Origin of the sequence: Bradyrhizobium sp. (assembly GCF_035652035.1) — a bacterium.
In the GTDB taxonomy this organism is placed as follows: domain Bacteria; phylum Pseudomonadota; class Alphaproteobacteria; order Rhizobiales; family Xanthobacteraceae; genus Bradyrhizobium.
Genome location: NZ_DASREO010000015.1, coordinates 126,116 through 152,878, shown reverse-complemented (window position 1 = coordinate 152,878; position 26,763 = coordinate 126,116). Strand labels below are relative to the sequence as shown.

Below are 26,763 nucleotides of genomic sequence, written 5' to 3'. Positions count from 1 at the left end.
GCCGCAGAGCCGGGACGACGGGATGTTTCGATGGAACTGCAGCCGTGGACAGGGCCGTGGATAATCCGCAATTCCTTCTCCGGCGCGTAGATTGGCTGCGATCAGATTGCTAAGCCCTGCCCCGCAAAGTGAGAAGTTTGAGTCGGGCGATGGCCGTTGCGATCGAGATGGGACACACGACGGCAGGCGGCCCGGCGGTTCTCGACCTTGAGGAATTGCTGGCAACCCGCTTGCTCGTGCAGGGCAATTCGGGAAGCGGCAAATCCCATTTGTTGCGGCGACTGCTGGAGCAGAGCGCCAGTTGGGTGCAGCAGGCGATCATCGATCCCGAGGGCGACTTCGTCACCCTGGCCGAGCGTTTCGGCCATCTTGTCATTGATGCCGAGGACCACACCGAGCGTAGCCTGCAGGTCGCGGGCGAGCGGGCGCGCATCCATCGCGTCTCCACGGTGCTTAATCTCGAGGGGCTCGACGCCGAGAACCAGATGCGGCGGGCGGCCGCCTTCCTGGGCGGCTTGTTCGAGGTCGGCCGCGACCACTGGTATCCGATGCTGGTGGTGGTGGACGAGGCGCAGCTGTTCGCGCCGGCGGTCGCGGGCGACGTTTCCGACGAGGCACGCAAGCTCTCACTTGGCGCCATGACCAACCTGATGTGCCGCGGCCGCAAGCGTGGCCTTGCGGGCGTGATCGCAACCCAGCGGCTGGCGAAGCTCGCCAAGAATGTCGCCGCCGAGGCGTCGAACTTCCTGATGGGCCGCACCTTCCTGGATATCGACATGGCCCGCGCCGCCGATCTGCTCGGCATGGAGCGGCGCCAGGCGGATGCCTTCCGCGACCTGGAACGGGGGCAATTCATGGCGCTGGGCCCTGCTCTCTCCCGCCGTCCGCTCGGCTTGCGCATCGGTCCGACCGATACCACTCCGCGCAATGCGATCCCACGACTTCTGCCGTTGCCGGAAGCAAGCCCGGAGGACGCCCGCGCCATCATCCTGGCAGCGCCGCCACCCGAGACGCCGCGCCCTGCCCGCCGGCCGTCGCCTGATCTCCTCAACCAGCTCATGGCGGCGAAGTCGGCGGCGCTGGAGACCGGCCCTGATCCGGCCGAGCCGCCGCCGAGCGCCGAGCAGCTCGCGGAGCGGCGTGAGCGCATGGACCGTGTGCTGCGCGCCGTCATGGCAGAACCCGACGCGAGCTTCCGCGCCATCGGCGTGCTCTATCAGGAGTTCGTGGTCCGCTGCCGCATCGAAGGTTTTGGCGCGGCGGTGCCTGATCTCGGCGAGTTCCGTCGCATGCTGACGCACGCCCGCGCCGGGCTTGGCTCGGATCTCGCGGTGGATGACGCCTGGCAGGAGGTCTCCGTCCGTGCCTCGATCCTGCCTGAGGATATGCAGGGCGTCTTCATGATGATCGCGCGTGCGGCCAAGGAAGGCTGGCCGTGCCCGGGCGATGCGGCGATCGCCCGCGCCTATGGCTCACATTCGCTTCGCCGTGCGCAGCGTCTGCTCAACTATATCGAGGAGCAGGGCCTGATCGTATGCCAGCTCGACCGCGCGGGCCGCAGGATCGTGACCTTGGTCGAACTCGCCTGGGCGACCGCGCCGGGCGATCCCAATGCCGAGGACCTGGGCGCCGAGCAAAGTCAGGGCGCAGCCTAGAGTCGATTCTTGATTTGGCGCGTTTTCTTCACGCGAACTGGCCTCCGCTTCGCTCGAAAACGCTCAAAAGAAACGGCGCCCGGATGGATCCGGGCGCCGTCGGCAAGTTTCTTCGTGAGCGCTGCGAGCTTAGTGCTCGAAACCGGGCAGCGGCATGGTGCCTTCGGCCTGAGCGCCCTTCAGCTTGGTGGCGTCAAGGCCGAGTGCGCGCAGGATCGTCGGCGCGACCTGCTTGTTCTGCACCTCATCGCTGATCACGCCGCCTTCGATGCCAGGGTTGGAGGCGACCAGCAGGACGTGGGTGTCGTCGTTGCTGAAGCCGCCATGCTCTGCGACCTTGCTGGAGCTCTTGCTGTAGATCGTGCCATGGATCGGCTGGATGATGATGTCAGGCGTGCGGCCCTGGGCCGGGTTGCCGAACTGCTGCTTCAGCGCGGCGCCGGAGTAGATCGTCTGGATCCGGGCCTGGTTGTTGAGAACCTTGTCGTTCTCGAGGATGATGACGGCCTTCTGGACCTGGGTCTGATCCGCAAGCCAGATCAGCGAAACGTCGTCGGCAGTTTCCTGCGCCACGGTGACGCCGCCGGCGGTCAACAGATCGACCGGATCGACAACATCGGCATGGCCGGGCAACAGCCGCGGATTGGTGCTGCCCTTCAGCATGTGGAGCTGGCTCACGTCGATCGGCGACTGGCCATGCTTGGCGCCGACGATGACCAGCGTGCTGTGCAACAGACCGTGCTTTTGCAGCTCGGTCAGCATCTTGCCAAGGGAGTTGTCGACGAAGTCGAGCGACTTCTCCAGCTCCGCGCTCGGCGTGGCGTTGGCATCCGTATAGCCGTCCGCCGTGACCTTCTCTCCGACGCTGACGGCCTGGAAGTTCATGCCGAAGATCGCGGGCACGCCGACCGTCGTCGTGCCGGTGTGATCAAAGCCGTCGATCCAGTTCAGGACAGCGGTGACCTTGAGATTGTCATAGAAGCGCGTGTAGACCGGATTCACGGTCCAATCGTCGCCCGCCTGGGGCGTCGGGACCAGTTGAGGCGCGACCGATAGCACAGTGGTGGAATTGATCTCGGGCGCATAGAGCTCATCGAGACCCTTGCCGGAGGGGCCGCTGATGATCTCATAGGCCGGGTGCTTGTCAGACCACGCCGTGCGCATGCCGGCCGCATGGATGACTTCCATGATGCTCGTGGTGTCGTTCTTCAGGTATTGGTGCGGATACACCACATCGCAGCGGCCGTTGGTCAGGCGCATCGGCAGGTTCGCGGGATCGATGTGATCGGAGCCGGCAGGTCCGCCGCCGTCGAGCTTGTTCAGATCATAATCGAGCGCCTCGAAATAGGTCGCCTCGGTGCCGGGGTTGCCGACGCAGTTGCTGCCGGGCGGAAACAGGGTGTGGTCGTAGGTATCGTCATAGAACACGCCATGCGTCTTCGGCGAAGCGCCGGTCATGAACGCCAGCAGCCCTGGAAAGGAATCGGAGGGGAGAGAGGTATGAGCATTGGTGTAATTCAAACCGTGCTTGACCAGGTAGGCGAAGGTCGAGCTCGGGTGGCCCTTGACATAACGCTGCAGGTCGACCTCATGCATGCCGTCGACGCTGATCAGAAGGACGTGCTTGAAAACTTCCTTCGCCTGCGCCGCGGGGTTGAGCGCAGTCGAGGCCAGCAGCGCTGCGATTGCGAGTTTGCCAAATTTTATCATTATCGAAGCCCTCCAAATTGAAACAGGGCCTCTCCCATACCGCGGCCAGCGCGACGGTCATGTGAACGCGCGATGATGCTGCGATGATGGTGTCATGACCGCCCCGGCCCGCTCAGGACATCGTCGATTTGACGAGGCGACAACAGGAGCTTGCTGCAAACAAGATAAGCCTTGCGCAAATGGAGGCCGTCTATCGCTTGAGCGGCTCCACGGGACCTTCACAACGCTCCTGCCAGCCATGACGCTCGAGCTCGGGATCGTCGTGCTCCTCTTCCGGCCAGCCCAGGCAGAGATAGGCAATGAAGGTCCACTCCGGCGGCAGGTCGAGGGCTGATCTCACTGCGTCAGGATCGAGGATCGAAATCCACCCCAAACCGAGCCCCTCGGCACGCGCGGCAAGCCACAAGGTCTGGATGGCGGCGACCACCGAATAGCGGATCGTTTCCGGCATGGTCTGCCGCCCGAGGCCGTGTCCTTGCCCCGTGGTCTCGTCCGCGCAGACCGCGAGATGGATCGGCGCCTGCGCCAATCCCTCCAGCTTGAGCTTGGCATAGCGCGCCTGCCGCTCGCTGCCATAACCTTCGAGCGCCGCTTTATTGGCTTGCGAAAAGTTGTCGCGGATCGCAAGCCGTCGCGCCGGGCTTTCGACCAGCACGAAGCGCCAGGGCTCGCTCAAGCCGACCGATGGCGCACAAGCAGCGAGCGCGAGCAGCCTCTCCAGCAACGTCGAGTCGACCGGGTCGGCGCGAAACCGACGCACGTCGCGCCGCCAGCGTACGAGCTCGGCGAATTGCGCCCGGAAGGCCGCATCGAACTCCGGCGGCCGCGATTTGCTTTGGCGCGTCATGGCCTGCGTATTAGCACAATGGACTTGGCACCCAACAGCAAAAGCGCCCTCCAACCGGCCGATTGGAAGCAAATTTTGGCGCCTTGCCGAGAATAAGAAAATGACTCGATTTTCTGTCCATCGTACATTGCGCCGGACGACCTGCGCGAAGGCCCGCTGCCGGCCGCACGTTGCTGTCCACACGCCCTGCCAAGAGAGGTTACAAAACTCCATGGATTTGACGCGCCTCGAAATCAGCCGCCGCACGGCGCTCCTCACCTCGGCCGCGATTGCCGCCAACGTCGTCAATCCCATGCGCGCGTTCGCGCAGGAAGCGCCGCGCAAGGGCGGCGTGTTCAACGTGCACTATGGTGCCGAACAGCGGCAGCTCAATCCGAGCCTGCAAGCCTCGACCGGCGTCTACATCATCGGCGGCAAGATCCAGGAGAACCTGGTCGATCTCGATGCCGACGGCAAGCCGGTGGGCGTGCTCGCCGAGAGCTGGGAAGCCTCGCTCGATGGCAAGACCATCACCTTCAAGCTGCGCAAGGGCATCAGCTGGCACGACGGCAAGCCCTTCACCTCGGCGGACGTCGAGTTCACCGCCATGAACATGTGGAAGAAGATCCTCAATTACGGCTCGACGCTGCAGTTGTTCCTGACCGCCGTCGACACGCCCGATGCGCAGACCGCGATCTTCCGCTACGAGCGGCCGATGCCGCTGAACCTTCTGCTGCGCGCGCTGCCCGACCTCGGCTATATCTCGGCGAAGCACATCTACGAGAGCGGTGACATCAGGCAGAACCCGGCCAATCTCGCCCCGGTCGGCACCGGCCCGTTCAAATTCGTCAAGTATGAGCGCGGGCAATATGTGATCGCCGACCGCAATCCCGACTACTGGCGGAGCGGCGCGCCCTATCTCGACCGCATCGTCTGGCGTGTGATCACCGACCGTGCGGCGGCTGCGGCGCAGATGGAAGCAGGCGAGTTGCACTACAGCCCGTTCTCGGGCCTGACCATCTCGGACATGGCCCGGCTTGGCAAGGACAAGCGCTTCATCGTCACCACCAAGGGCAATGAAGGCAACGCGCGCACCAATACCGTCGAGTTCAACTTCCGCCGCAAGGAACTGGCGGACATCCGGGTTCGCCGCGCAATTGCGCACGCGATTAACGCGCCCTTCTTCATCGACAACTTCCTGGGCGATTTCGCCAAGATCGGCACCGGGCCGATTCCTTCGACCTCGACCGATTTCTATCCGGGACCGGACACGCCGCAATATCCCTACGACAAGGGCAAGGCGGTGGCGCTGTTGGACGAGGCCGGCTTCAAGCGCGGTGCCGACGGCACGCGCTTCTCGCTAAAATTGTTGCCGGCGCCCTGGGGCGAGGACATCTCGCTGTGGTCGACCTTCATTCAGCAGTCGCTCTCGGAGGTGGGGATCACGATCGACATCGTCCGCAACGATGGCGGCGGCTTCCTCAAGCAGGTCTATGCCGACCACGCCTTCGATCTCGCCACCGGCTGGCACCAGTATCGCAACGATCCCGCGATCTCGACCACGGTATGGTATCGCTCCGGCCAGCCCGCGGGCGCGCCCTGGACCAATCAATGGGGCTGGGAGGACACCAAGGTCGACAAGACCATCGACGATGCCGCGACCGAAATCGACCCCGTGAAGCGCAAGGCGCTTTACGCCGAGTTCGTCAAGGAGGTGAATACGGAGCTGCCGGTCTGGATGCCGATCGAGCAGATCTTCGTCACCGTGATCACCGCCAAGGCGCGCAACCATTCCAACACCCCACGCTGGGGCTCCTCGAGCTGGCACGATCTTTGGCTTTCCGCGTGACGCCAGATCAGCCAAGATGAGGCCATGCGCATCTTGAGCCTTGCGGGGCGGCGGCTCGCTGCCTCGATACCGACCTTGTTCCTGATCCTGATCGGCGTGTTCCTGCTGCTGCAGTTCGCGCCGGGCGACACCGTCGATGCCATGATGGCGCAGATGGGCGGCGGCGATGCCGCGACCGCGCAGGCGCTGCGCCATTTCTACGGGCTTGATCTCTCGATTCCGGTGCAACTCGGCAATTACCTGTGGCGGCTGGTGCGGCTCGATCTCGGCTTCTCCGCCATCTACGGCAAGCCGGTGGCGACCGTGATCCTGGAGCGGCTGCCGCCGACGCTGCTGCTCATGACATCGGCGTTGTCGTTCGCGTTCTTCTTCGGCCTGGTGTTCGGCGTGATCGCCGCGCGCGGCGTCAATAAATGGCCTGACACCCTGATCTCGACGCTTGGCCTGATCTGCTATGCCACGCCCTCGTTCTGGTTCGGCCTGATGGCGATCGTGGTGTTCTCGATCTATCTGCAATGGCTGCCGCCGGGCGGCTTCGAGGATATCGGCAATGTCCAGACCGGCATCTGGCACGTGCTCGACATTGCGCGCCATCTCATCCTGCCCGCACTGACGCTCGGGCTGATCTTCCTTGCCATCTATCTCCGCATCATGCGCGCCTCGATGCTGGAGGTGCTCAATCTCGACTATGTCCGCACCGCGCGCGCCAAGGGCCTTGACGAGACCGGCGTGATCATCCGCCATGTGCTGCGCAATGCGCTGCTGCCCATGGTGACGCTGATCGGCCTGCAGGCTGGCACGATGCTGGGCGGCTCGGTCGTGGTCGAAAGCGTATTCTCGCTGCCGGGGCTTGGACGGCTCGCCTATGAATCGGTCGTGCAGCGTGACCTCAACACGCTGCTTGGCATCGTCTTCGTTTCCGCGCTCCTGGTCATCGCCGTAAACTTCATCGTCGATCTCATCTATGCGCGGCTCGATCCGCGCATCAGCGTAGAGAGCTGACGGCATGGACGCGATCAAGCGCTATTTTCGCAGTCCCGCCGCGGTCGCCGGATTGATCCTGCTGCTGGTCGTGATCGCGATGGCGATCAGCGCAAGCTTCCTTTACCCGCGCGATCCGCTGGCGCTTGCCGGCCGTCCGCTGCTCTGGCCGTTTTCGAATCCGCACTTCCCGCTCGGCACCGACAATTCCGGCCGCGACATCGCCGCGCAGATCTTCCATGGCGCGCGGATCTCGCTGCTGATCGGCGGCGTCGCCACGGCGATCGCGATCCTGATCGGCATTGTCGTCGGCGCGTTCGCCGGCTTCTATGGCGGCTGGGTCGACAACGTGCTGATGCGGATCACCGAGGCGTTCCAGACCCTGCCCAATTTCCTGCTGCTGCTGGTGCTGGTCGCCGTGTTCGGGTCGACACTCACCACCGTCACGATCGCGGTCGGCGTGGTGTCGTGGCCGGCGCCCGCGCGCCTGACGCGTGCCGAATTCCTCTCGCTGCGCAACCGCGAATTCGTCCAGGCCGGACGCACGCTCGGCATGAAGGACCTGCAGCTGATCCTCGGCGAAATCCTGCCGAACGCGCTGCCGCCTGTCATCGTCTACGCCAGCGTGGTGATGGCGGTCGCGATCCTCCTGGAGAGCGCGCTGGCGTTCCTGCACCTGTCCGACCCGAACGTCGCCTCCTGGGGCAATCTGATTGGCCTCGGCCGCGACGTGCTGCGCGTGCAATGGTACGTCTCGGCGATTCCGGGCGTCGCCATCCTCGTCACTGTGCTCGCGGTGTCGCTGGTCGGCCAGGGCCTCAACGACGCGCTCAATCCGAGGCTGAAGCGGCGATGAGCGAGATAGCCGCGATCCTGTCGGTCGAAGGTCTCGGCGTACGGCTGCCCGCGGGCGCCGACCGCGCGTACGCGCTGACGGATGTCTCGCTGTCGGTTGCCTCGAACGAGATCCTCTGCATCGTTGGCGAATCCGGCTCCGGCAAATCGATGATGGCCAATGCCGTCATGCGCCTCCTGCCCAACGAGGTCAGGATCGAGGGCGGCCGCATGCTGTTCGAGGGGTGCGATCTCTGCGCAGCTCCAGAGGCCGAGATGCGAAGACTGCGCGGCGCCGAGATCGCCATGATCTTCCAGGAGCCTATGACCGCGCTCAATCCGCTGCGCACAATCGGCGATCAGATCGCAGAAGTGTTTTCGGTCCATACCGACCTCTCGCGCGCGGAGATCACGGGCCGGGTGCTGGCGCTCCTGGCCGACGTGCGGATCCCCGACCCGAACGGCGCCGCAAAGGCCTATCCGCATGAACTTTCGGGCGGCCAGCGCCAGCGCGCCATGATCGCGATGGCGCTGGCGCTCGACCCAAAGCTCCTGATTGCGGACGAGCCGACCACCGCGCTCGATGTGACGACGCAAGCACAGATCCTCAAGCTGATCCGCGAGTTGCAAGGACGCCGGAAGGCCGCGGTGATGTTCATCACCCATGATTTCGGCGTGGTCGCGGAGATCGCCGATCGTGTCGTGGTGATGCAGCAGGGCAGGATTGTCGAGCAGGGGCCCGCCGCGCAGGTGCTCGACAATCCGCAGCACGCCTACACTCGCCAGCTGATCGCGGCGGTCCCACCGCTGACCGCGCCGGCGCCGCGGAGGCTCTCGCAGGAGGACATTCTCACCATCTCCGGCATCTCCAAGACCTATCGGAGCGGCGGCTTTCTCGGCCGTGGCGTGCGCATCACCCGGGCCGTGAAGGACGTTTCGCTGAAGCTGCCCAAGGGGGCGACACTCGGCATTGTCGGCGAATCCGGTTCGGGCAAATCGACGCTGGCGCGCTGCCTGGTGCGGCTGATCGATCCCGACGCGGGATCGATCATGCTGCTCGGCAGGGATTTCGTCACCATGCCGCGCGCCAGATTGCGCGAGGAGACGCGGCATATCCAGATGGTGTTCCAGGACCCGTTCGCCTCGCTCAATCCGCGCCACAAGGCGGCCGAGCTGGTCGCGCAGGGTCCGATCGTCCACGGCACGCCGCGCGCGACCGCCCTGGCCGAAGCCAAGGAGCTGTTCGCGCTGGTCGGCCTCGACCCATCCGCCGCCGACCGCTTTCCGCATGAATTCTCCGGCGGGCAGCGCCAGCGCATCGGGCTCGCACGCGCCCTGGCGCTTAAGCCCGCCGTATTGGTTGCGGATGAGCCGGTGTCGGCGCTCGACGTCTCGGTGCAGGCACAGGTGTTGAAGCTGCTTGCCGACCTGCGGACGCGGCTTGGGCTCTCCATCGTGTTCATCACCCATGATCTGCGCGTCGCGGCGCAAATCTGCGATCTCGTCGCGGTCATGAAGGACGGCGCAATCGTCGAGCATGGGCTTGCCGGCGAGGTCTTCGCCAATCCGCAGCACGCCTACACCCAGGCGCTGCTCGCCTCCGTGCCCGGTGGCGCGTTCGCCCGGCAGCATGCGACCGAGCCTGCCTAAGCGATCTCCCGTGCGTCACGGCGGCGATAGACCAGGAGCATCAGCGGCGCGAGCTTGCGCAGGATGCCATGGAGCGGCAGCGGCGTGGGCGCCGTAAAGGGTAGCGCGAGCTCGCTTGCGGGGATGCCGCGCACCGCCTTGGCGAGCTCGTTGCCAAGCGGAATCGTCAGCGCCACCGCGCGGCCGTTGCAGCCGGTCCAGCCATAGGCATCCGGGCCGAGGCGATGGATGCGTGGCAGGAAGTCGGTGGTCATCCCGACATAGCCGTTCCAGACATGGTCGAATTTCACTTCGCCAATCTGCGGCCATAGACGCTGCAAACGCTCGCTCACCCGTGCTTTCAACCGCGCTGGCTTGTCGCCCGGTCCGATCACGGCGCCGCCGGTGATCAGCCGATCGCGTGCATCGTAGCGTGCGAAATAGAGCTCGCCATGGGTGTCCGACATCGCCTGTCGCGCGGGAATGATGGTCTTGCGAACATTGTCGGACAAGGGCTGCGTCGACATCTGCCAGGACAGGATCGGCACCACCTCGCGCGCGATGTCGGGCACGAGCGACGCCGAGAACTCGCCGCTATAGGCGTTGCTCGCAACCACCAGCGCGCGGCCGCTGATCTCGCCGCGAACCGTCTTCACGACCCAGCGATCGCCGCGGCGCTCGAAGCGTTGGACCGGGGAACGCGCATAGATCCGCCCACCCTGCGCCACCACCACGCGCGTAAGCTCGCGCGCCAGCGCGAGCGGATTGATATGGCCGCCGCTTCTGTTCCAAAAGCCGCCATACCAGGCCTCCGAGCCCAGCATGTCGCGCGCCTGCTCGCGCGACAACAACTCGACGGGCGCGCCGAGCTTGCCCCATTGCCGCACCCGCCGCTCCGCGATCCTGATCCGGCCGGGCGAATGCACCGGCTGCACCCAGCCGGCCTGCTCCTGCTCGGCATTGAGCTGGTAGCGCTTGACAACATCAAACAGCGCGGAGGCGCTGTCGCGCAGCATGGCGGCAAAGCGTTCTCCGGAAGCGCCATGCCGGGCAACGATCTCCTCGGGATCGACGCGCGACAAAGTCGGGATCACCTGTCCGTTGTTGCGTCCCGAGGCGCCCCAGCCCGGCTCCATCGCCTCGACGACGGCGACATCAACGCCCGCCTCGCGCAGATGCAGCGCCGTGGAGAGCCCGGTGAAGCCGCCGCCGATCACAATGACATCGGCTGTGTCGGCACCCGCAAGCTCGGGCAGCTCGGGGCCGGGTGGCGTCACGGCGGCCCACAGCGAATCGGGCCAGCGGACTTCGGGAGCGGTCATCGGGATCCTCTTCAAGCCATTTGCAAATGCATCGCACATGTGAGCGCCGCTTGCTTGCGGCACCATGCCCGATCTGATTAGCTGAGGCAGCAAGTTTTCGCTTGAAGGGACGTAACGCGTGGCACTCCAGAACGTCATCGGCATCGACCATGCGGTCGTCATGGTCCGGGATCTCGACCAGGCCGCGGCGACCTGGAAGAAGCTCGGCTTCACCATATCGCCCCGCGGCACGCACAGCGCGCATATGGGTTCAGGCAACTACACCATTATGCTCGACCCCGATTACATCGAGCTGCTCGGTGTGCTCGCGCCGACCGAACATAACGCGCCGGCCCGCGCCTTTCTCGACAAACGCGAGGGCATCGAGCGGATCGCCTTCACCGCGGTGGATTCGGCTGATGGCGCCGAAGAAATCCGCGCCCGCGGTTATCCGCCGATCGGGCCGACCGACTTCGAGCGTCCCGTGACCATGCCTGACGGAAAGCTGGCGGCGGCGAAATTCCGCACCTTCCAGTGGCCGGTCGCGGAAGCGCCTGGCGGGGTGCGAATCTTTGCCTGCCAGCACAAGACCCGCGAGACCGTGTGGATTCCCGAGCTGATGACGCATGCCAATGGCGCCAAGCGCCTGCGCGAGGTACTGCTTGTGGCGGAAGAGCCTGCCAAGGAAGCCGCGCATCTGTCGCGCATGATCGATCGCGATGCGCGCGAGGGCGCCGATGGCAGCGTGGTCGTTCCGTCCGGGGGGAATCGCGCCGACTTCGTTTTTCTGACCAAGGCGCAATTGGGCCGCCGCTATCCCGAGGTCCCGCTCGCCATTCTTCCCGAGCGCGGCGCCGCGGGCCTGGTCATTGCCGCCGATCTCGCTGCAGCGGAGCAGGCACTCGGCGCAACAGCTGTTCGGAGCGGAGGCTCAATTTGCGTTCCGCCTGCGCTGGCCAACGGCACACTCCTCGCCTTCGTCGGCGGTTAGCAGACGAGCTCAAGCATCGACCGAATTGCGTGCGATCACGTTGCGGTAGAACTCGACGCTGAGCTTGGGCTTGCGCGCGAGCGTATCGAAATCGACGTGATAGAGGCCGAAGCGCTGCTCGAAGCCGAAGATCCACTCAAAATTGTCCATCAGGCTCCAGAGAAAATAGCCGCGCACCGGCGCGCCGTCGGCAATGCTGCGCTGCAGCTGGGTCAGGTAATTGCGCAGGAACATGATCCGATCGAGATCGTAGATCTTGCCGTCGGGCATGACCTGGTCGGTGCTGGATGTGCCGTTTTCGGTGATGTAGATGGTGTCGAGCTTCCAGACCTTGGCGGCAAGCCGCGGCACCCAATAGGCCGTCTCCGGCCCGATCCTGAGCCAATCGGACTTCATGTGCGGGAAGGAGCTCGGGAACGGCAGCACGGAAAACCCGGGCACCTTGTCGCTCGCCACCACATAGAATTGCGGCGCGTAGATGTTGAGGCCGATGAAATCGTTGCGTGCGCCGATGATCTTCAATTCGTCCGCAGTGAAGGTCGGCGCGTTCGCGCCGGCATAGTCGAGGAAATGATCGGTGTATTTGCCCTCGATGATGACATTGAGAAATCCGGCATTCAGCTCGCGCGTCGCGATCTCGGCGGCGCGCACATTCTCGGGGGTGTCGATCGCCGGCAGGCACGCCGCGATGTTCTCGGCAGGGCCGACCTTCGTTCCCGCGCGCCCCTGCGCGCGGATCGCCTGCACCGCAAGCCCATGCGCCAGCGCCACGTGGTGGCGCGCCTGGTTGAGCTCCTTCGGCGGAAGCTTGAGCCCCGGCGCGTCGATGCCCCAGCCATAGCCGAAATTGAGGAAGCGCCCGACTTCGTTGAGCGTGAACAGAAACTTCACCCGGTCGGTGATGCGCTGTGCGACATAGCCGCAATAATCGGCGAAGGCTTTCGACGTCTCGCTGGATTGCCAGCCGCCGAAGCGGTCCTGCAGCGCCTGCGGCAGGTCCCAGTGATAGAGGGTGGCGTACGGCTCGATGCCATTGGCCAGCAATTCGTCCAGCAGGCGATCGTAGAAGTCGAGGCCCTTCGGATTGGGGGTGCCGGTCCCATCCGGAAACACCCGCGGCCAGGCGATCGAGAAGCGATAATGCTTGACACCGAGCTCCCTGATCAGGCCGACATCTTCCTTGTAGCGATGATAGTGATCGTTGGCGCGATCGGCGCTGGTGCCGTCGGCGATGTGCCCGGGCTGATGCGAGAACGTGTCCCAGATCGACGGTCCGCGACCATCTTCATTGACAGCACCTTCGACCTGGTAGGCCGAGGTCGCCGTGCCCCAGACGAAGCCGTTCGGGAAACCGCCGGGCGCGAGCTTGGGGCCCGGGGCTTCGGCGCGGGCTGGCTGCGCCGCCGCAGCCGACGACCCGATCCCAAACGAGGCCAGGCCTGCCAGCTTCGCAAACGTCCGGCGCGAGAATTTCTCCAGCACCTCTAGAGGCCCTCGGATGATCGTGTTACCGATGCAATCTGCTCGAAAAAGACCGGCCGGACAACCCGAACGCGGGGAATTGATGGCCCCGCCCCTCGCGCGCCAGGCCCAGGCCTCGCCTTGATCTCCATGCCGAGCTGGGGTTCACTGCGGCTCGCGCATTTGACCGCTCTCGCACGGGGCCGGGAAGCGAAAACGACAAGCAAAGAAGAGAGCTAAGGAGCAGGCCGTGATTGGATTTTCGATCCGCAAACGCGAGCGCAAGGTGGATGCGGCACTTGTTGCCCGCTTCCGCGAGCTGCCAGTCGCCAATATCAGCGATTCCATGTCGCGGATGACGGCAGCCGGCCCGCGACTGCGGCCGATCCACCGCGGCGGCGTCATGGCCGGTCCGGCCTTCACCGTCAAGACCCGCCCCGGCGACAATCTGATGGTGCACAAGGCGCTCGACATCGCCGAGCCCGGCGACATCATTGTGGTGGACGGCGGCGGCGATCTCACCAACTCCCTGATCGGCGAGATGATGGCCGCACATGCCGAAACCCGCGGGATCGGAGGTATCGTGATCTACGGCGCGATCCGCGACTACGACACGTTGCACGCCGCCGACTTCCCGGTGTTCGCCGCCGGCGTGACCCATCGCGGGCCCTACAAGGACGGCCCCGGCGAGATCAACGTGCCGATCGCGATCGAAGGCATGGTGATCGCGCCGGGCGACCTCATCGTCGGCGATAGCGACGGTGTCGTTTGCGTTCCCTACGAGGTCACCGCCGAGGTGCTCAAGGCCGCGGAGGCCAAGCACCAGGCCGAGGTCAAGCAGCTGGCCGCGATCAAGGCCGGCAAGAGCGACCGCGCCTGGGTTGATGCCACGCTGACAAAGCTCGGCTGCACCATCGAGAGCTGACAGGTCGCGCGTAGCACTGCAGGGAGGTTCATCATGCTCAACTATGCCGGAATGGCACGTCCCGCTGCCTGCACCTGCTGCGGCCCGCGCACCCCTGTTTGGCAGGCGGCAGCGGCCGGTGCGTCCATCCCACCGCCGACCAACATCGAGGCAATGGAAGGAAAGTCGCGCGCCGCTGCTGCCGGCGGTCGCATCATCGACTGCCACGGCCATTACACCACCGAGCCGCAGGAGATGCTGGACTGGCGCAAGCGCCAGGTCGCCGCGATCAACGATCCCGCGCAACGGCCGAGCGTGGATTCGCTTGAGCTGAGCGACGACCAGCTGCGCGCCTCGGTCGAGGGCGCCCAGCTCAAGCTGCAGCGCGAGCGCGGCACATCGCTCACGCTGTTCTCGCCCCGCGCCTCCGGCATGAGCCACCACATCGGCGACGCCTCGGTGAGCGAGGCCTGGTCGCGGCTGTCCAATACTGTCATCTATCGCTTGACAAAGCTTTATCCTGACAATTTCGCCGGCGTCTGCCAGCTGCCGCAATCGCCCGGCGTCGAGCCGAAGAACTGCATTGCGGAATTGAAGCGCTGCGTCGAGGAGCTCGGTTTTGTCGGCTGCAATCTCAACCCCGATCCAAGTGGCGGCTATTGGACCGATCCTCCGCTCAGCGACCGCTGGTGGTATCCGCTCTATGAGGCCATGGTCGAGCTCGATGTGCCCGCCATGATCCATGTGAGCCTCGCCGCCAACCCGGCCTTCCACACCACGGCGAGCCATTACATCAATGGCGACACCACCGCCTTCGTGCAGTTCCTGATGTCGGATCTGTTCAAGGATTTTCCGACATTGAAATTCATCATCCCGCATGGCGGGGGCGCCATTCCCTATCATTGGGGCCGCTATCGCGGGATTGCCCAGGACCAGAAGCGGCCGCCGCTGGCCGAGGGCATGCTCAAGAACGTGTTCTTCGACACCTGCGTCTATCATCAGGCCGGCATCGACCTGTTGACCCGCGTCATTCCTGCCGAGAACATCCTGTTCGCCTCCGAAATGGTCGGAGCCGTAAGGGGTGTCGACCCCGAGACCGGCTTCAACTATGACGATACGAGGCGGTACATCGATGGCTCGATATCGCTGAACGCGGACCAGAAGCGCGCGATTTTTGCCGGCAATGCGAGGCGGGTCTACAAGCGGCTGAGCGCCGACCTGTTCAATTAGACCCGCGACCACCCAGCTCTGACCGTCACCCTGAGGTGCCGTCGCGCAGCGGCGGCCTCGAAGGGCGACGACCCCCTCTGCCAGCAGCGGGGGCCGTTCGTCCTTCGAGGCTCGCTTTCGCGAGCGCCTCAGGATGACGGGTCGACATTTTCGCCTGCATTATGCGCGGAACCCCCGTTCGTCTTTTTCCATTGTTTATATGACGGTCATCCTGTAAATTGAGCCATAAGGTTGGAACCGCGGGAGGCTCGGCGATGTCGGCACAGGCTTGGCACAAGACGGCCTGCAATCTCTGCTACATCAATTGCGGCATCGAGGTCATGGTCGACGACGGCCGCATCGCCAAGGTGCGCGGCGATCGCGACAATCCGAAGTCGCAAGGCTATCTCTGCAACAAGGCCGCGCGCATCCCCTTCTATGCCCATCATCGCGACCGGCTGACGACGCCACTGCGCCGGCGGAGCGACGGCACGTTCGAGGCGATCGACTGGGATGTTGCGATTGCCGAGATCGCCGCCAAGCTGCGCGCCGTGGTCGAGCGTCATGGCGGCAAGAGCATCGCGCTCTATGGCGGCGGCGGCCAGGGCAACCATGCCGGGGGCGCCTATGTCAACGCGGTGCTGCGCGCGCTCGGCTCGCGCCACGTCTTCAATGCATTGTCGCAGGAGAAGACCGGCGATTTCTGGGTCAACGGCCATCTGTTCGGCAGCCAGACCTGCCACACCGCCGAGGACGTCCATCATTGCGACCTGCTGTTTGTGATCGGCGCCAATCCCTGGATCGCGCATGGCTTTCCCAATGCGCGCGACCAGCTCAACCAGATCAGAAAGGATCCCGACCGCAAGCTGATCGTGATCGACCCGCGCCGCACCGAGACTGCCGAGATGGCCGATCTGCATCTTGCCGTGCGCCCCGGCGCGGACGCCTTCCTGCTCGGCGCCATTCTCGCAACGCTCATCGAGCGCGACGCACTCGACCACGATTTCCTCGCGCTGCACACCGAAGGTTTTCCCGAGGTCGAGGCGGCTTTGCGCCGGATCCCGATTGAAGAATGGGCGAAGGCCGCGGACATTCCGCTTCCCGAGATCGACCGCTGCGCCGACATGATCATCGCCGCTAAGGCGATGACGGTCCGGGTCGAGCTCGGCATCCAGCAGGGGGTCAATTCGACGCTCAACTCCTATCTGGAAAAGCTGCTGATCATGCTGACCGGCAGTTTCGGCCGCAAAGGCACCAACCAGCTGCACAGCTGGCTGCAGCCATTGTGGGGCAACTCGCCCAACCAGACTTTCGCTCCCACCGACACCGAAGTGATCGCGGGGCTGCTGCCGCCGAATCTGTTTGCGCAGGCCGTGCTCGGCGACCACCCCGACCGCCTGCGCTGCGTCTGGGTCGACAGCTCCAATCCCGCAAACACGGCGGCGAATACCGCCGAGGTGGAAAAGGCGCTGCAGGCGCTGGAACTCTGCGTCGTCGTTGACGTCGCCATGACCGAGACCGCGCGCTTTGCCCATTATGTGCTGCCGGCCTCCTCGCAGTATGAGAAATGCGAATTCACGTTGTTCAATTTCGAATTCCCCACCAACTATTTCCATGTCCGGCCTGGGGTGGTGCCGCCGCTGCAAGGCACCCTGCCGGAGCCTGAGATCTACACCCGCCTTGCCCGCGCGCTCGGCCTGTTGCCGGGCGACAATGTGCTCGCGCCCCTGCGCGAGGCGGCGCTGCGCTCCCGCGCCGCCTTTGCCGCCGCGTTCCGCTCCTTCATGGCGGACAATCCCGCCGCGGCTCCGCTTGGCGCGCTGTTGCTCTACAACACCCTGGGCGAAAGCCTTCCCGCGGGCACAGCTGCGGCGGCGCCGCTTTGGGGCGCGGCGCTCGCCTGCGCCAAGCGCGCCCCTGAAGCCGTGCGGCGCGCGCTTGGCGCCGGCAGCGAGGTCTCGGACAAGGAGCTGGGCGATGCGCTATTCGACGCGATGGTCACGGCGCGCAGCGGCACGGCGATCACCTCGCATACTTACGAGGAGGTCTGGTCCTTGATCAGCCATCCCGACCGCAAGGTGCATCTCGCGATCCCCGCACTGCTGGAGTGGCTGGGCAAGCTCGATCCCGCAACCGCCGGCCCCGCCAAGGACTACCCCTTTATCCTCGCCGCCGGCCAGCGGCGGATGTTCAACGCCAATCAGATCTTCCGCGATCCAGCCTGGCGGCGCGACGATCCCGACGGGGCGCTGCTCGTCAACACCAAGGATCTGGCCTCACTCGGCGCGACCGATGGCGAATGGATCGTGGTGAAGTCGGCAGCCGGCCACATTGTCGCGCGTGCCAAGGCCGACGACAGCATGCGCGAGGGCCAGCTGGCGCTGCCTCACGGCTACGGGCAGTCCTATCCGACCAGGGATGGCGAACGCTTGAACAACGGCCCGCGCGTGAATGTGCTGACCGACAGCGACAACCGCGATCCGATCGCCGGCACGCCCTATCACAAGCATGTCGCGGTTCGGCTCGAGAAGTTGCCCGCCACGGAGGCCGCGGCGCTGGAGGCGATGTCACGGAGGATTCACGGGTAGGCGGCCACAGCCTCATCCCATCCAGCGCTTGGTAGTCTTGTCCTCGCCGGGCAAAGGGATGTGCAGGTCCTGGGCGCGGGCCTTGATGGTCCGCATCGGGCGGCGGAGCTTCACGGTCATCAGCGTGAGGCTCTTGCCGGCGGCGGCCATGGCGCGCAAAAGATTGTCGTCCTCTTCGGTCCAGAACCGACCGTGACGTTTGATCGAGGTGCTCATCGTGAGTGTCTGATAGCCCGGACGAGTCACGCCACCTGCGCGGCGAAACGTCGGGACCTTGCTAAAAAAATGATGTGCACGCGCGCAGTTTCAAGGACGTTCGTCTCATTCTCACAAGATCTTAATCTGACGACGGCGATCGCGGAGCTCTGCCGCCGGCGCAATCGCGACGCTGCCGCACGCTCTGGAACGCCTCGTGCACCGAGACATTAGCTACCGGGGCTGCGCAAGCGAATGGAGATTCTGATGGCCAGATATCGCGAGCCGAACGGCGTCGAGCCTCCCTTCTCTGAAGACGACATCCAGCGCGAGCAGTTCGGGCCACGCGGCGTTCCCGGTGCGCCGGATCCTGCGAAGATGACGCCGCAGCGCGAGAAGAAGACGCCGAAAAACGTCGACCCCGGTCACACCGCCTGATCCGCGACATCGGTTTTGTCCGCCGTTCCCTCGCTCATTGTGCCGTCGGTTCCGCGGGAACGATCCACTGGCTGCGCTGTTGGCAGACGGGCAATGAATTGGAGATGGAGGACAGCATGAAATTATTGACCAAGACCCTTGCAAGCGCTGCACTCGGTGCGGGCCTGCTGGCGGTCACCAGCGTGGGCGCGTCCGCGGCTATCGCCTGTAGCGGCGATGTCTGCTGGCACACCCAGGAGGTGTACCACTATCCGCCGGAATCAAGGGTGATCATCCATCACGATGATTGGAGAGCCGGTCCGCACTTTACGTTCCGCGAGCATGAGGGTCGCGGCTACTGGCGCGGCGACCGCTGGGAAACCTGGTAAGCTCGGCTCGAGCCGTTAAGAGGCCACCCTCCGGGGTGGCCTCTTTCGTTTCGCCTCATACGACGGGAACGCCGTAATAGTCGTCCACCGCACGATTGCCCGCCACGTCGGCCCAGTTCCATTCACTGCCCGCGCCAAATTTCGGCGCGCCGCGCAGTTGCTGCTCGGTAATCCCCGTGACATAGCCGCCAAGGCGCGTATCGTATTTGAGCGACTGCCAGGGCAAGGGATAAAGGTCGTTGCCGAGCCCCAGGAAGCCCCCGAAGCCGAGCACGGCATAGGACACCTTGCCGCTGATCTTGTCGATCATCACCCGTTCGATCCATCCGATCCTGGTCGCGTCGGCGCCGTAAACGGCGGTGCCCTCGACTTTGTCGCTTCCAATCAGGTTTCCGGTCTCTCTCACGTCGGTCGCCATTGCATTCTCCCTCGTGACGGCTCCTGCCAAGCAACCGCATCGGCGCAGGGCCAGTTCCGCGTCCAGCATGGGCTGAAGAAGTTTGGAACCACCCTCCCCGTCTGGCGTTCGCGCTGAGAGAGAGACGCTAATCCGGAAAGATCGACGCATGTCAGCCTGGTTCAGAGACGATCCGGCCTTACTGCTGGAAGAGGCGGTGCAGATCGCCTTCAATTTTCTGTCGCGCTCGGGCGAGGTGGAGGACCCGATGGAAACTGCCGGATTTCTCGCCGACAGGATCTTCCTCATGATGCGCCAGGGCCAGCGCAACCGGGTCGCACTCGCCAATCGGGCAATCGCCGCATACCAGCGCGACCGGAAGGCGCGCGCGAACGCGCATGCGGTCGTGTTCGACCGCGCCGGTTGACACGCGCTCGCGCGCTCTCAGTGAATGACCTCGAGCGGCAATCGAACGATCTCCTCGCCGTCCTCGTTGGTGACGAGAATGTAGTAGTGTCGGTTTTTCAGGTCAGGCCGCTCCTCCAGGATTCGCCGCGCAAGCATGTCGGCCGAATCCATCGCCTCGATATCGTCATCCAGGTCGGTGCCACCTTCGTCCTCGATGCTCTTGGTATTCACCAGCTCAAAACGATAGAATGGCATCACCGTCCTCCACTTTGCAATGCGCCGGACGATCAGCGCCCCACGGCGGGCTTGTTTTGTTTGTCGAGCGGGATGGTCGGACGGTTGGCGGTCTCGGGCATGGTATCCCGGCCCTGATCGCCGTTGGCGTCGCTACCGCCCGAGGTCGACGTACCGCTGCCGCTGCGACTAGGCTTCATGTCGCTGCCTGTTGTGGTCGGCGATGCCGAGGGATTTGCCGAGCTCGCGGCCGGGTCTCCGGTGGTCGAGCCGCGTCCACTCGGGATCTGTGACTGCGCATGCACAAGACCGCCGGCAAGAACCAACGCGGCGGCTATCATCATGGCTGTCGTTTTCATGGAGACTCCCTTCTCGCGGCTCCGCGCATTGCAGCAGCGGGCATGCGGTCGAGTTGCTCGCGGTGTGATCGGCGAACTCACTTTGGCAGCTCACTCGAGCCTGTCTTGCTGTTACCAGGCACGCTGAGATGCACCTCATGGCCCTCGCGGATGGCAAGCGAAGCCGCAGCCGCTGCGGATTCGAAGGCCGCTTCCTTGGTCTCGTATTCGCTCCTCGCCTCGCCATCGTGAAGCACGGTCCAGTGCTTGCCCATGGCTACGACCGCATATTGCGCAAGGCCCATGTTGCAACGCCTCTCTTCTTCTCGCTTGCCGCTTCTCGCTGGAATCAACGTGAGCAGCGATGGAGGGTTCCGCGAAAATGGCGCGGCAAGACCCGGCGTTCCCGGAAACAAAAGCGTCTCGTCGGCTTAGCTCAGGAGAGCATGAAGGACTTGTTCTGATGAGCAGAAAACGCCATTTTGCCGGCACTGATTTTCGCGACACGCGATCCGGCGCCTATGACGCCGTCAACGACGCCGGCCGCCGGATGCCGGATCAGGTGCGCGAGGCGACAACCCCGCACGAGGCGGCGCAGCAGGGCGCAGACGTGCGCCCCGAGCCGATGCCGAGTGAAGAAGACGTGCTGCCGGACGGACTGAGGCGGCAGCCGAAAGGACCGTACAACCCAAGGACCGGGCGGCGGTCCGCATAGCGGTACCTCAACTCCGCCTGCCGCTTGTTGATGGCGTCGGCGCGAAAGTGCTTCGCGCATGTTGGGCGCGACCGGTTGAGCCACATCAATGGCGTTCGGGCGAAGCTCTTGTATCATTATTTTATCGGGCAGCCTGGGGCCGCAACCGGGTTGCCCCGATCGCGAGGCCCGGAGTCCGTAGCTGCACGCCGGGCCTCGATTGCATTCAGCGCGAAGATCGCGGCGGATCCTGCGATAACGGTTGGCTCAGATTATCCACGCGTGGCAGCCGGACGAGTTCGTGCCAAGCCACCGCAATGCGCAACCACTTCAATCGTTCGGGTTCGCTGGTCGCCTTCGCGGCCAATTCCATGGCCATGGCAGCCTCTGCCCGGTAGTTGCTGTCAAACGTCATCTGACCGGCGGTCTCTGTTCGCAGCGATCAACCGTCTGCACGCCGATTGGTTGCTCCGTAGAAATACGGCCCCGCGGGCCCTTACCTCGCGATATCCGCCGGCTCGCGGGTCATGATCGAGTGCGGGAAGGCATCCACCGCCGGATCGCGCGGCATCGCCACCTCGTGAGGCACGGATTTGCGCAGGCGGATTTCGATGCGGCGGCGCTGCTGGATGTCCTCCGATGATCCGCCGAGCGCAAGCGTCTCATCGTTGTTGACGAGCTGCGCGCCCGACAGCGGTATGATCTTGTAGTTGGTCAGGAGCGGGCTTTGCCTGAGCACGCTCACGACGGAGACAGCGCGCGCAAGGCCGAGCCCGGCATTGTCGGCGGGACTGAGGCTGGCCACGCCTTCGGTGTTGTTGAGCACCGCGGTGAGATCGTGGTCGAGATTGGAGAATTGCCGGCCCTGAAGCGGGCGCTCGTCGGTGTGGCCGACCACCTCGATGACATCGACGTCGTATTTCCTGATGTAGTCGAGGATTTCGCGCGGCGTCACGTTGAGCAGCGTGTCGCGGAACGCCGGAGACAATTCCGCGCTTCTGGTCTTGAAATAATAGCCGTCGGCCTCGCTCATCCGAATGATCGGCGGCCATTGATGGCCCCCGGGGCCCGACGCATTCGTGCCGCGGTCAACGGCATCGAGAATCGCCTGCGTCGAGACCTGAGGTTGCCCCGGTTTTGCCATCGCGCGGTTGATGGCGTCGACGATCTGGGCGTCGCGGATCGCCTTGTCGAGATCAATCCCGTTGGCGTGGAGTACCGCGACATTGGCCAGCGTTTCGCGGAATTCCTTGAGCGGGATGCCGCTCTTCTCGATCTCGGCGACCACAGTGTGGGCATCCACCAGCTCCCGCCAATACTGGTCGATCGCCTGCGGATCGCTCAAGCCGGACCAGTTCTGCAGCTTCTCGCCGAGCGCGGCAGTCGGCTTGAGCTCGGCGAGCACGCTGCGCTCCTGCGCGTTCAGCTGTCGCTGCTCGCGCAGCTCCTGCTCGGCGACGACACGCCGGCTCTCCTCGCGCTTGAGGAACGTCGCCATCGCGATCAAGAGGCAGAACACCAGGAGGATCATGATCTCGGCCATGGTCAGGCCGAGAACCAGGCCCTGCCGGTAAGACGAGCGCTGCTGTACGATCTGACCGTCCATGGCTCAGCTCCGCTTCATGATCGTTCAGCCCCCCGCGCTCGCGGCGCAGACATCGCCGTCTCCGCGGCGCGCATTTCCTGCAGCACCTGGGCAATGGCGACGACGGCGTTCTGGGTGTGCTTGAGGTTGCTCTCGATGTTCTTGGCCTGCGTCTCGGTGCTCTCGCCAAGCGAGTTCACCGCCTGCGTCAGGCTTTGGATCATCGGCGCGAGCTTGCTTTCGGCAACGCGATCGGGCATTTGCAGCGCCGATAGCTTTGCCAGCATGAAGTCGATCGCCTTGACCACATTGGTCGTGCTGCGCGCAAGCTGCTCGCCCTCCTGCACCAATTGCTTGGAGACGTCGAGAATCAGCACCGTGCGCTCGTTGAGATGATCGAGCGTATCGGCCGATGCCTTGCTGGTCGCCTCGAGCGGCTGGCCTGCCGCTGCCGCAAGCCGCTCGACCTCGCCGGCAAACAGCCCGCGCACCTTGTCCATGGTTTCGCGCACCTCGTCCAGCGCATCGCCCATCGACTGCTGGGTGGTGCGGCGGAAATAGCCGAATTCCAGGATCGCGCTTTCGAGCTCCCGCTTTACCCGCCGCGAGGCCTCGGCCAACTCCAGCCGCGCGGTCGCCTCGACCTCGACCGGATCGCGCCGCATCTGGTTGAACAGGATGCGAAGCGCGATGCCCGATATGGTCGAGGCAATGGCGATGCCGAAATTCTGCACGATCTGCTCGGCCGAGCCTGCGGACGAAAACTGATACAACGAGACCGCAAGGCTCGTCAGCGTGAACAGGAAGCCCATGTAATAGAGATTGTCGCCGGCCTGGTCGTCGCGCAGCCGGAACAGGCGGGCGCCGAGCAGCACCGCGTAGCCGATCATGATCAGGACCGGAACGGCGGTGACGGCAAAGGCGCCGAAATCGTGCAGCTTGGAAAAGATGATGTAGCCGCTGCCGAACACCACGACGGCGAAGAACAGCAGCCCGTTCAACAGGCCGGGCGGCAGGCTCGGTGTCTCGTCATAGGCTGCCACGCTGCTTTATGCTCCCTGAAGCCGCTTGGCTCCGCCGAAAATGCCCCGGTTGTCCTCGATCCAGGCCTTCCAGAACTCGATATGCTTGGCGCTGTCGATCAGCGGTTGCCCGTTCACCTGCCTTGTCACGTACCGAATGATGACGGTTGCGCCATGCAGATCGGTGCGAAACTTCAGGTAGGCCGGCGACTGCTTGTAGCGCTGGTACGACAGATCGCCGGCACGGGCATATTGGCTGTAGTCGCGGGTGTGTTCAATCATATCGGAAATGACATACAGCGTTTTTCGCGCATCCTGGCTCTGAGCGCTGGAAAACTGGTCGATGGCGATGTCCTGGATCGCCGCCATGATCGGCGAGCTGTTGGCTTTTGCCGACGCGATACTGCTTTTCATCGCAGCCGCCGCGGGCTTGCGGAAATCCTCGATCCAGCGCAGCCGGGCGATGCGGGGGTTGTCGGTCCATTCGCTGAGGCCTGCGCCGTCGCCCGGGTTGCATTTCGAGAACAGCGAGCGGCTGCGTACGCCTGCGATATCGAGCACCCTGATGTCGAGGCGATAGTAAGGCGGCAGGGTGGTGATCATGTCATCCAGCTGGCCGAGAATTTCCCGTTGCGTGGTCTCGGGCAAATCGTCCGACGTGTCGACCAGGACGACGGTGACGCCTTGCGGGCCGTTGACCGGGCATAGCGTCTGCGCATCCAGCTGCGGCCGAGCGGGGGTCGAGAAATAGAAATAGGCCAGTGCGCCGCCGGAGGCGATGGCGAGCAGCAGCAGCAGGATCCCCCCGAAACCGGCCCAGCCGAGTCCCGCATCCTTGCGTTGTCGCGGACGCCGTCTAGCCACGCCTGGTCTCCGGCTTACCCACCAGCTTGCTCTCGGGCTTCTTCTCCGGCAGCAGCTCGTCGATCTCGCGATAGGTCTTCACCGCGCTGTCGAAGGCTTCGTGAATGGCCTTGATCTGTTGATTGAGCAGCTCCTGGGTATCGGCGATCATCTTGCGCAGATGCTCGCGCGCGCTGCTGTCCGGCTCGGCGGCCGTATAGGTGATGCGCTCCATGACATAGGCTTTGGCAAAATAGTCCGGCGCCGGCGTCGTCCGCGCCTTGCGGTTGGCTTCGCGATAGATCTCGAGCAGCGCGCGGGCGGCCTGCTCGATCTGGTTCTGGTGCTGGGCGAAGCGCTGCGCAAGGCGCTCCCGCCCCTGCAGCAGCGCGTCGTATTCGCTCCGCCGCACCGAGAGGTCTCGCGCGGCTTCGTTCATGGCTTCGGTAGCGTCCTCGCGGATATCGCGCAACCGTTCGATCAGCTCGCTCCTCGCATTGGCAAACAACCTGGTCGCCTCGATCCAGCGCCGCTCCAGTCCCGCATAGCCCATATAGGGATCGAAAAACATCAAGCCATCGGCCATCGCAATCAGGGAGAAGATGAAGCCGATGGAGAAGAACACCCAGGAATTGACATCGGTCAGCGCGTACGGCGCGGTGAGCAGCCGATGCAGCACCACCTGGCCGACATTGTCGGACAGGGCGATATTTGGCGGAATCTCGCGAAGATGTGAAAGGGTCAGGTTCAGCGTCACCGCGAACACAAGATAGGCGAGAAACGATACGATACCGATCAGTTTCAGAAAGAAATTGCGACGGTTGACCAGCCGGACCAGCACCATGCCCCAGAAGAAGCTGGCAATGATGTTCAGTGCCGCAAACGTGACCGCTTGCGCAGCGCCGCCGAGCAGGCCGCCGATATTGGCCTTGGCCAGAAAGCTGCCATTGATCACCACCTCGATGATGAAGAGGATGGCGAGCACGCCGATCTTGAGGATGATCTTGCCGGGGCTCGACAGCCGCGCCGGGCGTTCGATGCGGTGACGGGCGCGAAACCGCTCGCGCTCCATCTCGGATTCGTTGAGCCGGCGCCGCAGCACAAACAATTCGTCGCGGCCGACGGTCGCTTCCGCCCTGAAATCGCCGACCGCCTCCGGTGCGGCCTGCTGGATGGTCGCAAAGCGCTCCTCGAAGCTCAGCGCCGTGATCCGCTCGTCATAGGTGTGGAGGTGGTCGAGATAGATCGTGTGGGCATCCTGCTTGTGCGCCTCGATCCGTTCGACCACCCGGTGCTCGATATCATCCATGGTCTGGGCGTCCGAGGATGGCCGCCCCTCCGCGCCGCGCTCGCTGCCGCGGGCGACCAGCTCGAGCTGATCCGCCACCCGATCCACATTGAGATCGAGAAAGACCGTGGTCGCCGGACGATAATGGTGCGTCGGCTGGTTCAACAGCGCGCGAATGCGCGCGATGGGCGATTGGCGGGTTCCGGGAGCACTCATACCGGTTTCAGTCTATCCTATGGGGCCTGGACGGGCGAGGCGGCGGCTTGCAGCTTCGGCTCGTTGCTGTGGCAGGAATTGCGGTCGTGCACAGGCCTATCCGGACGGCAGCCGACATGCGGCTCGTCGGCCATACCTAGCGGGATTGCGCGGCGCGGCAAAGGGTCGATTACCGGATTTCGAGGCGAGTTTTGGGCGAACCGCGGCTTGGGCGCGCGATCACAATCGCGCTGGGTAGGCGCCCAACCCTTCACGTCCGAATGTTAATGCGGCGCCATCTGATCGATGGTCGAGGGCGCGCGCTTCTGCAGATCGGGAATGTTGATCTTCACGCCATTGGCCATGATGATGTCGCCGGGCCGCTGGTCGGCAGCGCAGGGCCCCAACCACTTGCCGACCATGGTCATCCCCATCTTGCCGCCGGGAAGCAAAGCCCCCTCCGCCGTGACCTTCATTGTATAGGCGCTGTCGAAACTGCCGGTGATGACGGCGTGCGCGCTGGCGGGCTTGCCCGCGATGCTGCAGGTGGACTCCACATTGACCGCATCGGCCGAGCGCTCGACCTTGCGATCCGGGCAGACGGCGGCGCTGAACGGGCCCGCGATCGATTGGGACAATTCATCAGTCGCGGCGTCAATGCATTGCTTGACCAGGCGGGGCGGCGCGCTGGAATTGTCGATTGTGGTCGTGACCTCCCACAGCCCCGGCTTGCGCGACAGCTGCTCGGCTGCTGGCGCGGAGCCAGCCTGAGCGAGAATGAGAGCAGCGCCGCACAGGCGAATGATGTGGTCACGCATAT

28 protein-coding genes are annotated in these 26,763 nt (G+C 64.3%); 13 read left to right on the top strand and 15 right to left on the bottom strand.

Annotation, left to right across the window (positions count from 1 at the left end; translation table 11 throughout):
- Positions 1-149 precede the first annotated feature (149 nt).
- The gene (locus tag VFB05_RS05635) at positions 150-1,655 is read left to right on the top strand and encodes an ATP-binding protein (protein ID WP_325009708.1); all 1,506 of its coding nucleotides are present in this window, start codon (positions 150-152) and stop codon (positions 1,653-1,655) included.
- A gap of 129 nt (positions 1,656-1,784) precedes the next feature.
- Here VFB05_RS05635 and VFB05_RS05630 read toward each other — a convergent pair whose 3' ends face one another.
- Positions 1,785-3,365: an alkaline phosphatase family protein gene (locus VFB05_RS05630; protein WP_325009706.1), complete on the bottom strand. Its 1,581-nt coding sequence runs from the start codon at positions 3,363-3,365 to the stop codon at positions 1,785-1,787.
- 190 nt (positions 3,366-3,555) lie between these two features.
- Positions 3,556-4,212 carry a 5,6-dimethylbenzimidazole synthase gene (gene bluB, locus VFB05_RS05625; RefSeq protein WP_325009704.1) on the bottom strand — a complete coding sequence of 219 codons (657 nt, stop codon included), beginning with the start codon at positions 4,210-4,212 and terminating at the stop codon, positions 3,556-3,558.
- A gap of 211 nt (positions 4,213-4,423) precedes the next feature.
- Here bluB and VFB05_RS05620 point away from each other — a divergent pair, with 211 nt between their 5' ends.
- Genes VFB05_RS05620 through VFB05_RS05605 form a run of 4 tightly spaced genes read left to right on the top strand, consistent with a single transcriptional unit; the run spans position 4,424 to position 9,505 of the window.
- On the top strand, positions 4,424-6,040 hold the full coding sequence (locus VFB05_RS05620) for an ABC transporter substrate-binding protein (RefSeq protein WP_325009702.1): 1,617 nt from the start codon (positions 4,424-4,426) through the stop codon (positions 6,038-6,040).
- Positions 6,041-6,064: 24 nt separating this feature from the next.
- Entirely contained in the window at positions 6,065-7,042 is a 978-nt protein-coding gene (locus VFB05_RS05615) for an ABC transporter permease (protein WP_325009700.1), read from the top strand.
- Between the two features lie 4 nt (positions 7,043-7,046).
- Entirely contained in the window at positions 7,047-7,877 is an 831-nt protein-coding gene (locus tag VFB05_RS05610; protein WP_325009698.1) for an ABC transporter permease, read from the top strand.
- Positions 7,874-9,505: an ABC transporter ATP-binding protein gene (locus VFB05_RS05605; RefSeq protein ID WP_325009696.1), complete on the top strand. Its 1,632-nt coding sequence runs from the start codon at positions 7,874-7,876 to the stop codon at positions 9,503-9,505. Before VFB05_RS05610 ends, VFB05_RS05605 begins: the two co-directional genes overlap by 4 nt.
- On the opposite strand, the gene VFB05_RS05600 is transcribed toward VFB05_RS05605, so the two are convergent.
- Positions 9,502-10,806: an FAD-dependent oxidoreductase gene (locus tag VFB05_RS05600; RefSeq protein WP_325009693.1), complete on the bottom strand. Its 1,305-nt coding sequence runs from the start codon at positions 10,804-10,806 to the stop codon at positions 9,502-9,504. The genes VFB05_RS05605 and VFB05_RS05600 overlap by 4 nt on opposite strands.
- 118 nt (positions 10,807-10,924) lie before the next feature.
- Between VFB05_RS05600 and VFB05_RS05595 the strand changes: the two genes are divergently transcribed.
- Positions 10,925-11,776 carry a VOC family protein gene (locus VFB05_RS05595; protein WP_325009691.1) on the top strand — a complete coding sequence of 284 codons (852 nt, stop codon included), beginning with the start codon at positions 10,925-10,927 and terminating at the stop codon, positions 11,774-11,776.
- Positions 11,777-11,785: 9 nt separating this feature from the next.
- Here VFB05_RS05595 and VFB05_RS05590 read toward each other — a convergent pair whose 3' ends face one another.
- Positions 11,786-13,258 (bottom strand): GH1 family beta-glucosidase, encoded by a 1,473-nt coding sequence (locus VFB05_RS05590; RefSeq protein ID WP_325009689.1) that lies wholly within the window; start codon positions 13,256-13,258, stop codon positions 11,786-11,788.
- Positions 13,259-13,487: 229 nt separating this feature from the next.
- On the opposite strand from VFB05_RS05590, the gene VFB05_RS05585 reads away from it, so the two are divergent.
- From VFB05_RS05585 to VFB05_RS05575, 3 genes are all read left to right on the top strand, one after another.
- The gene (locus VFB05_RS05585) at positions 13,488-14,162 is read left to right on the top strand and encodes an RraA family protein (protein WP_325009687.1); all 675 of its coding nucleotides are present in this window, start codon (positions 13,488-13,490) and stop codon (positions 14,160-14,162) included.
- Positions 14,163-14,315: 153 nt separating this feature from the next.
- Positions 14,316-15,371, top strand: a complete 1,056-nt coding sequence (locus tag VFB05_RS05580) for an amidohydrolase family protein (protein WP_325009803.1) — start codon at positions 14,316-14,318, stop codon at positions 15,369-15,371.
- Between the two features lie 254 nt (positions 15,372-15,625).
- Positions 15,626-17,938: a molybdopterin-dependent oxidoreductase gene (locus tag VFB05_RS05575; RefSeq protein WP_325009685.1), complete on the top strand. Its 2,313-nt coding sequence runs from the start codon at positions 15,626-15,628 to the stop codon at positions 17,936-17,938.
- 12 nt (positions 17,939-17,950) lie between these two features.
- Here the strand turns inward: VFB05_RS05575 and VFB05_RS05570 are convergent, their stop codons facing one another.
- On the bottom strand, positions 17,951-18,154 hold the full coding sequence (locus VFB05_RS05570) for a hypothetical protein (protein WP_325009683.1): 204 nt from the start codon (positions 18,152-18,154) through the stop codon (positions 17,951-17,953).
- 246 nt (positions 18,155-18,400) lie between these two features.
- Here VFB05_RS05570 and VFB05_RS05565 point away from each other — a divergent pair, with 246 nt between their 5' ends.
- The gene (locus VFB05_RS05565) at positions 18,401-18,571 is read left to right on the top strand and encodes a hypothetical protein (protein ID WP_325009681.1); all 171 of its coding nucleotides are present in this window, start codon (positions 18,401-18,403) and stop codon (positions 18,569-18,571) included.
- A 116-nt stretch (positions 18,572-18,687) separates the two neighbouring features.
- Positions 18,688-18,939 (top strand): hypothetical protein, encoded by a 252-nt coding sequence (locus VFB05_RS05560; RefSeq protein ID WP_325009679.1) that lies wholly within the window; start codon positions 18,688-18,690, stop codon positions 18,937-18,939.
- A 55-nt stretch (positions 18,940-18,994) separates the two neighbouring features.
- On the opposite strand, the gene VFB05_RS05555 is transcribed toward VFB05_RS05560, so the two are convergent.
- Positions 18,995-19,357: a PRC-barrel domain-containing protein gene (locus VFB05_RS05555; protein ID WP_325009677.1), complete on the bottom strand. Its 363-nt coding sequence runs from the start codon at positions 19,355-19,357 to the stop codon at positions 18,995-18,997.
- 148 nt (positions 19,358-19,505) lie between these two features.
- On the opposite strand from VFB05_RS05555, the gene VFB05_RS05550 reads away from it, so the two are divergent.
- Positions 19,506-19,763 (top strand): hypothetical protein, encoded by a 258-nt coding sequence (locus VFB05_RS05550; RefSeq protein ID WP_325009675.1) that lies wholly within the window; start codon positions 19,506-19,508, stop codon positions 19,761-19,763.
- 17 nt (positions 19,764-19,780) lie between these two features.
- Here the strand turns inward: VFB05_RS05550 and VFB05_RS05545 are convergent, their stop codons facing one another.
- The 3 genes from VFB05_RS05545 to VFB05_RS05535 form a co-directional block, all read right to left on the bottom strand.
- A complete protein-coding gene (locus VFB05_RS05545) occupies positions 19,781-19,999 on the bottom strand; it encodes a DUF6894 family protein (protein WP_325009673.1) in 219 nt (72 codons plus the stop codon).
- A 32-nt stretch (positions 20,000-20,031) separates the two neighbouring features.
- Positions 20,032-20,337 (bottom strand): hypothetical protein, encoded by a 306-nt coding sequence (locus VFB05_RS05540; RefSeq protein WP_325009671.1) that lies wholly within the window; start codon positions 20,335-20,337, stop codon positions 20,032-20,034.
- Positions 20,338-20,414: 77 nt separating this feature from the next.
- Positions 20,415-20,621: a hypothetical protein gene (locus VFB05_RS05535; RefSeq protein ID WP_325009669.1), complete on the bottom strand. Its 207-nt coding sequence runs from the start codon at positions 20,619-20,621 to the stop codon at positions 20,415-20,417.
- 158 nt (positions 20,622-20,779) lie between these two features.
- Between VFB05_RS05535 and VFB05_RS05530 the strand changes: the two genes are divergently transcribed.
- On the top strand, positions 20,780-21,031 hold the full coding sequence (locus VFB05_RS05530) for a hypothetical protein (RefSeq protein WP_325009667.1): 252 nt from the start codon (positions 20,780-20,782) through the stop codon (positions 21,029-21,031).
- A gap of 205 nt (positions 21,032-21,236) precedes the next feature.
- Here VFB05_RS05530 and VFB05_RS05525 read toward each other — a convergent pair whose 3' ends face one another.
- The 6 genes from VFB05_RS05525 to VFB05_RS05500 all read right to left on the bottom strand — a co-directional run bounded on the left by VFB05_RS05525 (position 21,237) and on the right by VFB05_RS05500 (position 26,761).
- Positions 21,237-21,425, bottom strand: a complete 189-nt coding sequence (locus VFB05_RS05525; RefSeq protein WP_325009665.1) for a hypothetical protein — start codon at positions 21,423-21,425, stop codon at positions 21,237-21,239.
- A gap of 81 nt (positions 21,426-21,506) precedes the next feature.
- Positions 21,507-22,616 carry a hypothetical protein gene (locus VFB05_RS05520; RefSeq protein WP_325009663.1) on the bottom strand — a complete coding sequence of 370 codons (1,110 nt, stop codon included), beginning with the start codon at positions 22,614-22,616 and terminating at the stop codon, positions 21,507-21,509.
- Between the two features lie 14 nt (positions 22,617-22,630).
- Positions 22,631-23,638 carry a hypothetical protein gene (locus tag VFB05_RS05515; protein WP_325009661.1) on the bottom strand — a complete coding sequence of 336 codons (1,008 nt, stop codon included), beginning with the start codon at positions 23,636-23,638 and terminating at the stop codon, positions 22,631-22,633.
- Between the two features lie 6 nt (positions 23,639-23,644).
- On the bottom strand, positions 23,645-24,481 hold the full coding sequence (locus VFB05_RS05510; protein WP_325009659.1) for a hypothetical protein: 837 nt from the start codon (positions 24,479-24,481) through the stop codon (positions 23,645-23,647).
- A complete protein-coding gene (locus tag VFB05_RS05505) occupies positions 24,474-25,964 on the bottom strand; it encodes a hypothetical protein (protein ID WP_325009657.1) in 1,491 nt (496 codons plus the stop codon). The genes VFB05_RS05510 and VFB05_RS05505 overlap by 8 nt, the downstream gene beginning before the upstream one ends.
- A 263-nt stretch (positions 25,965-26,227) precedes the next feature.
- Positions 26,228-26,761 (bottom strand): DUF3617 domain-containing protein, encoded by a 534-nt coding sequence (locus VFB05_RS05500; RefSeq protein ID WP_325009655.1) that lies wholly within the window; start codon positions 26,759-26,761, stop codon positions 26,228-26,230.
- Positions 26,762-26,763: the final 2 nt, after the last annotated feature.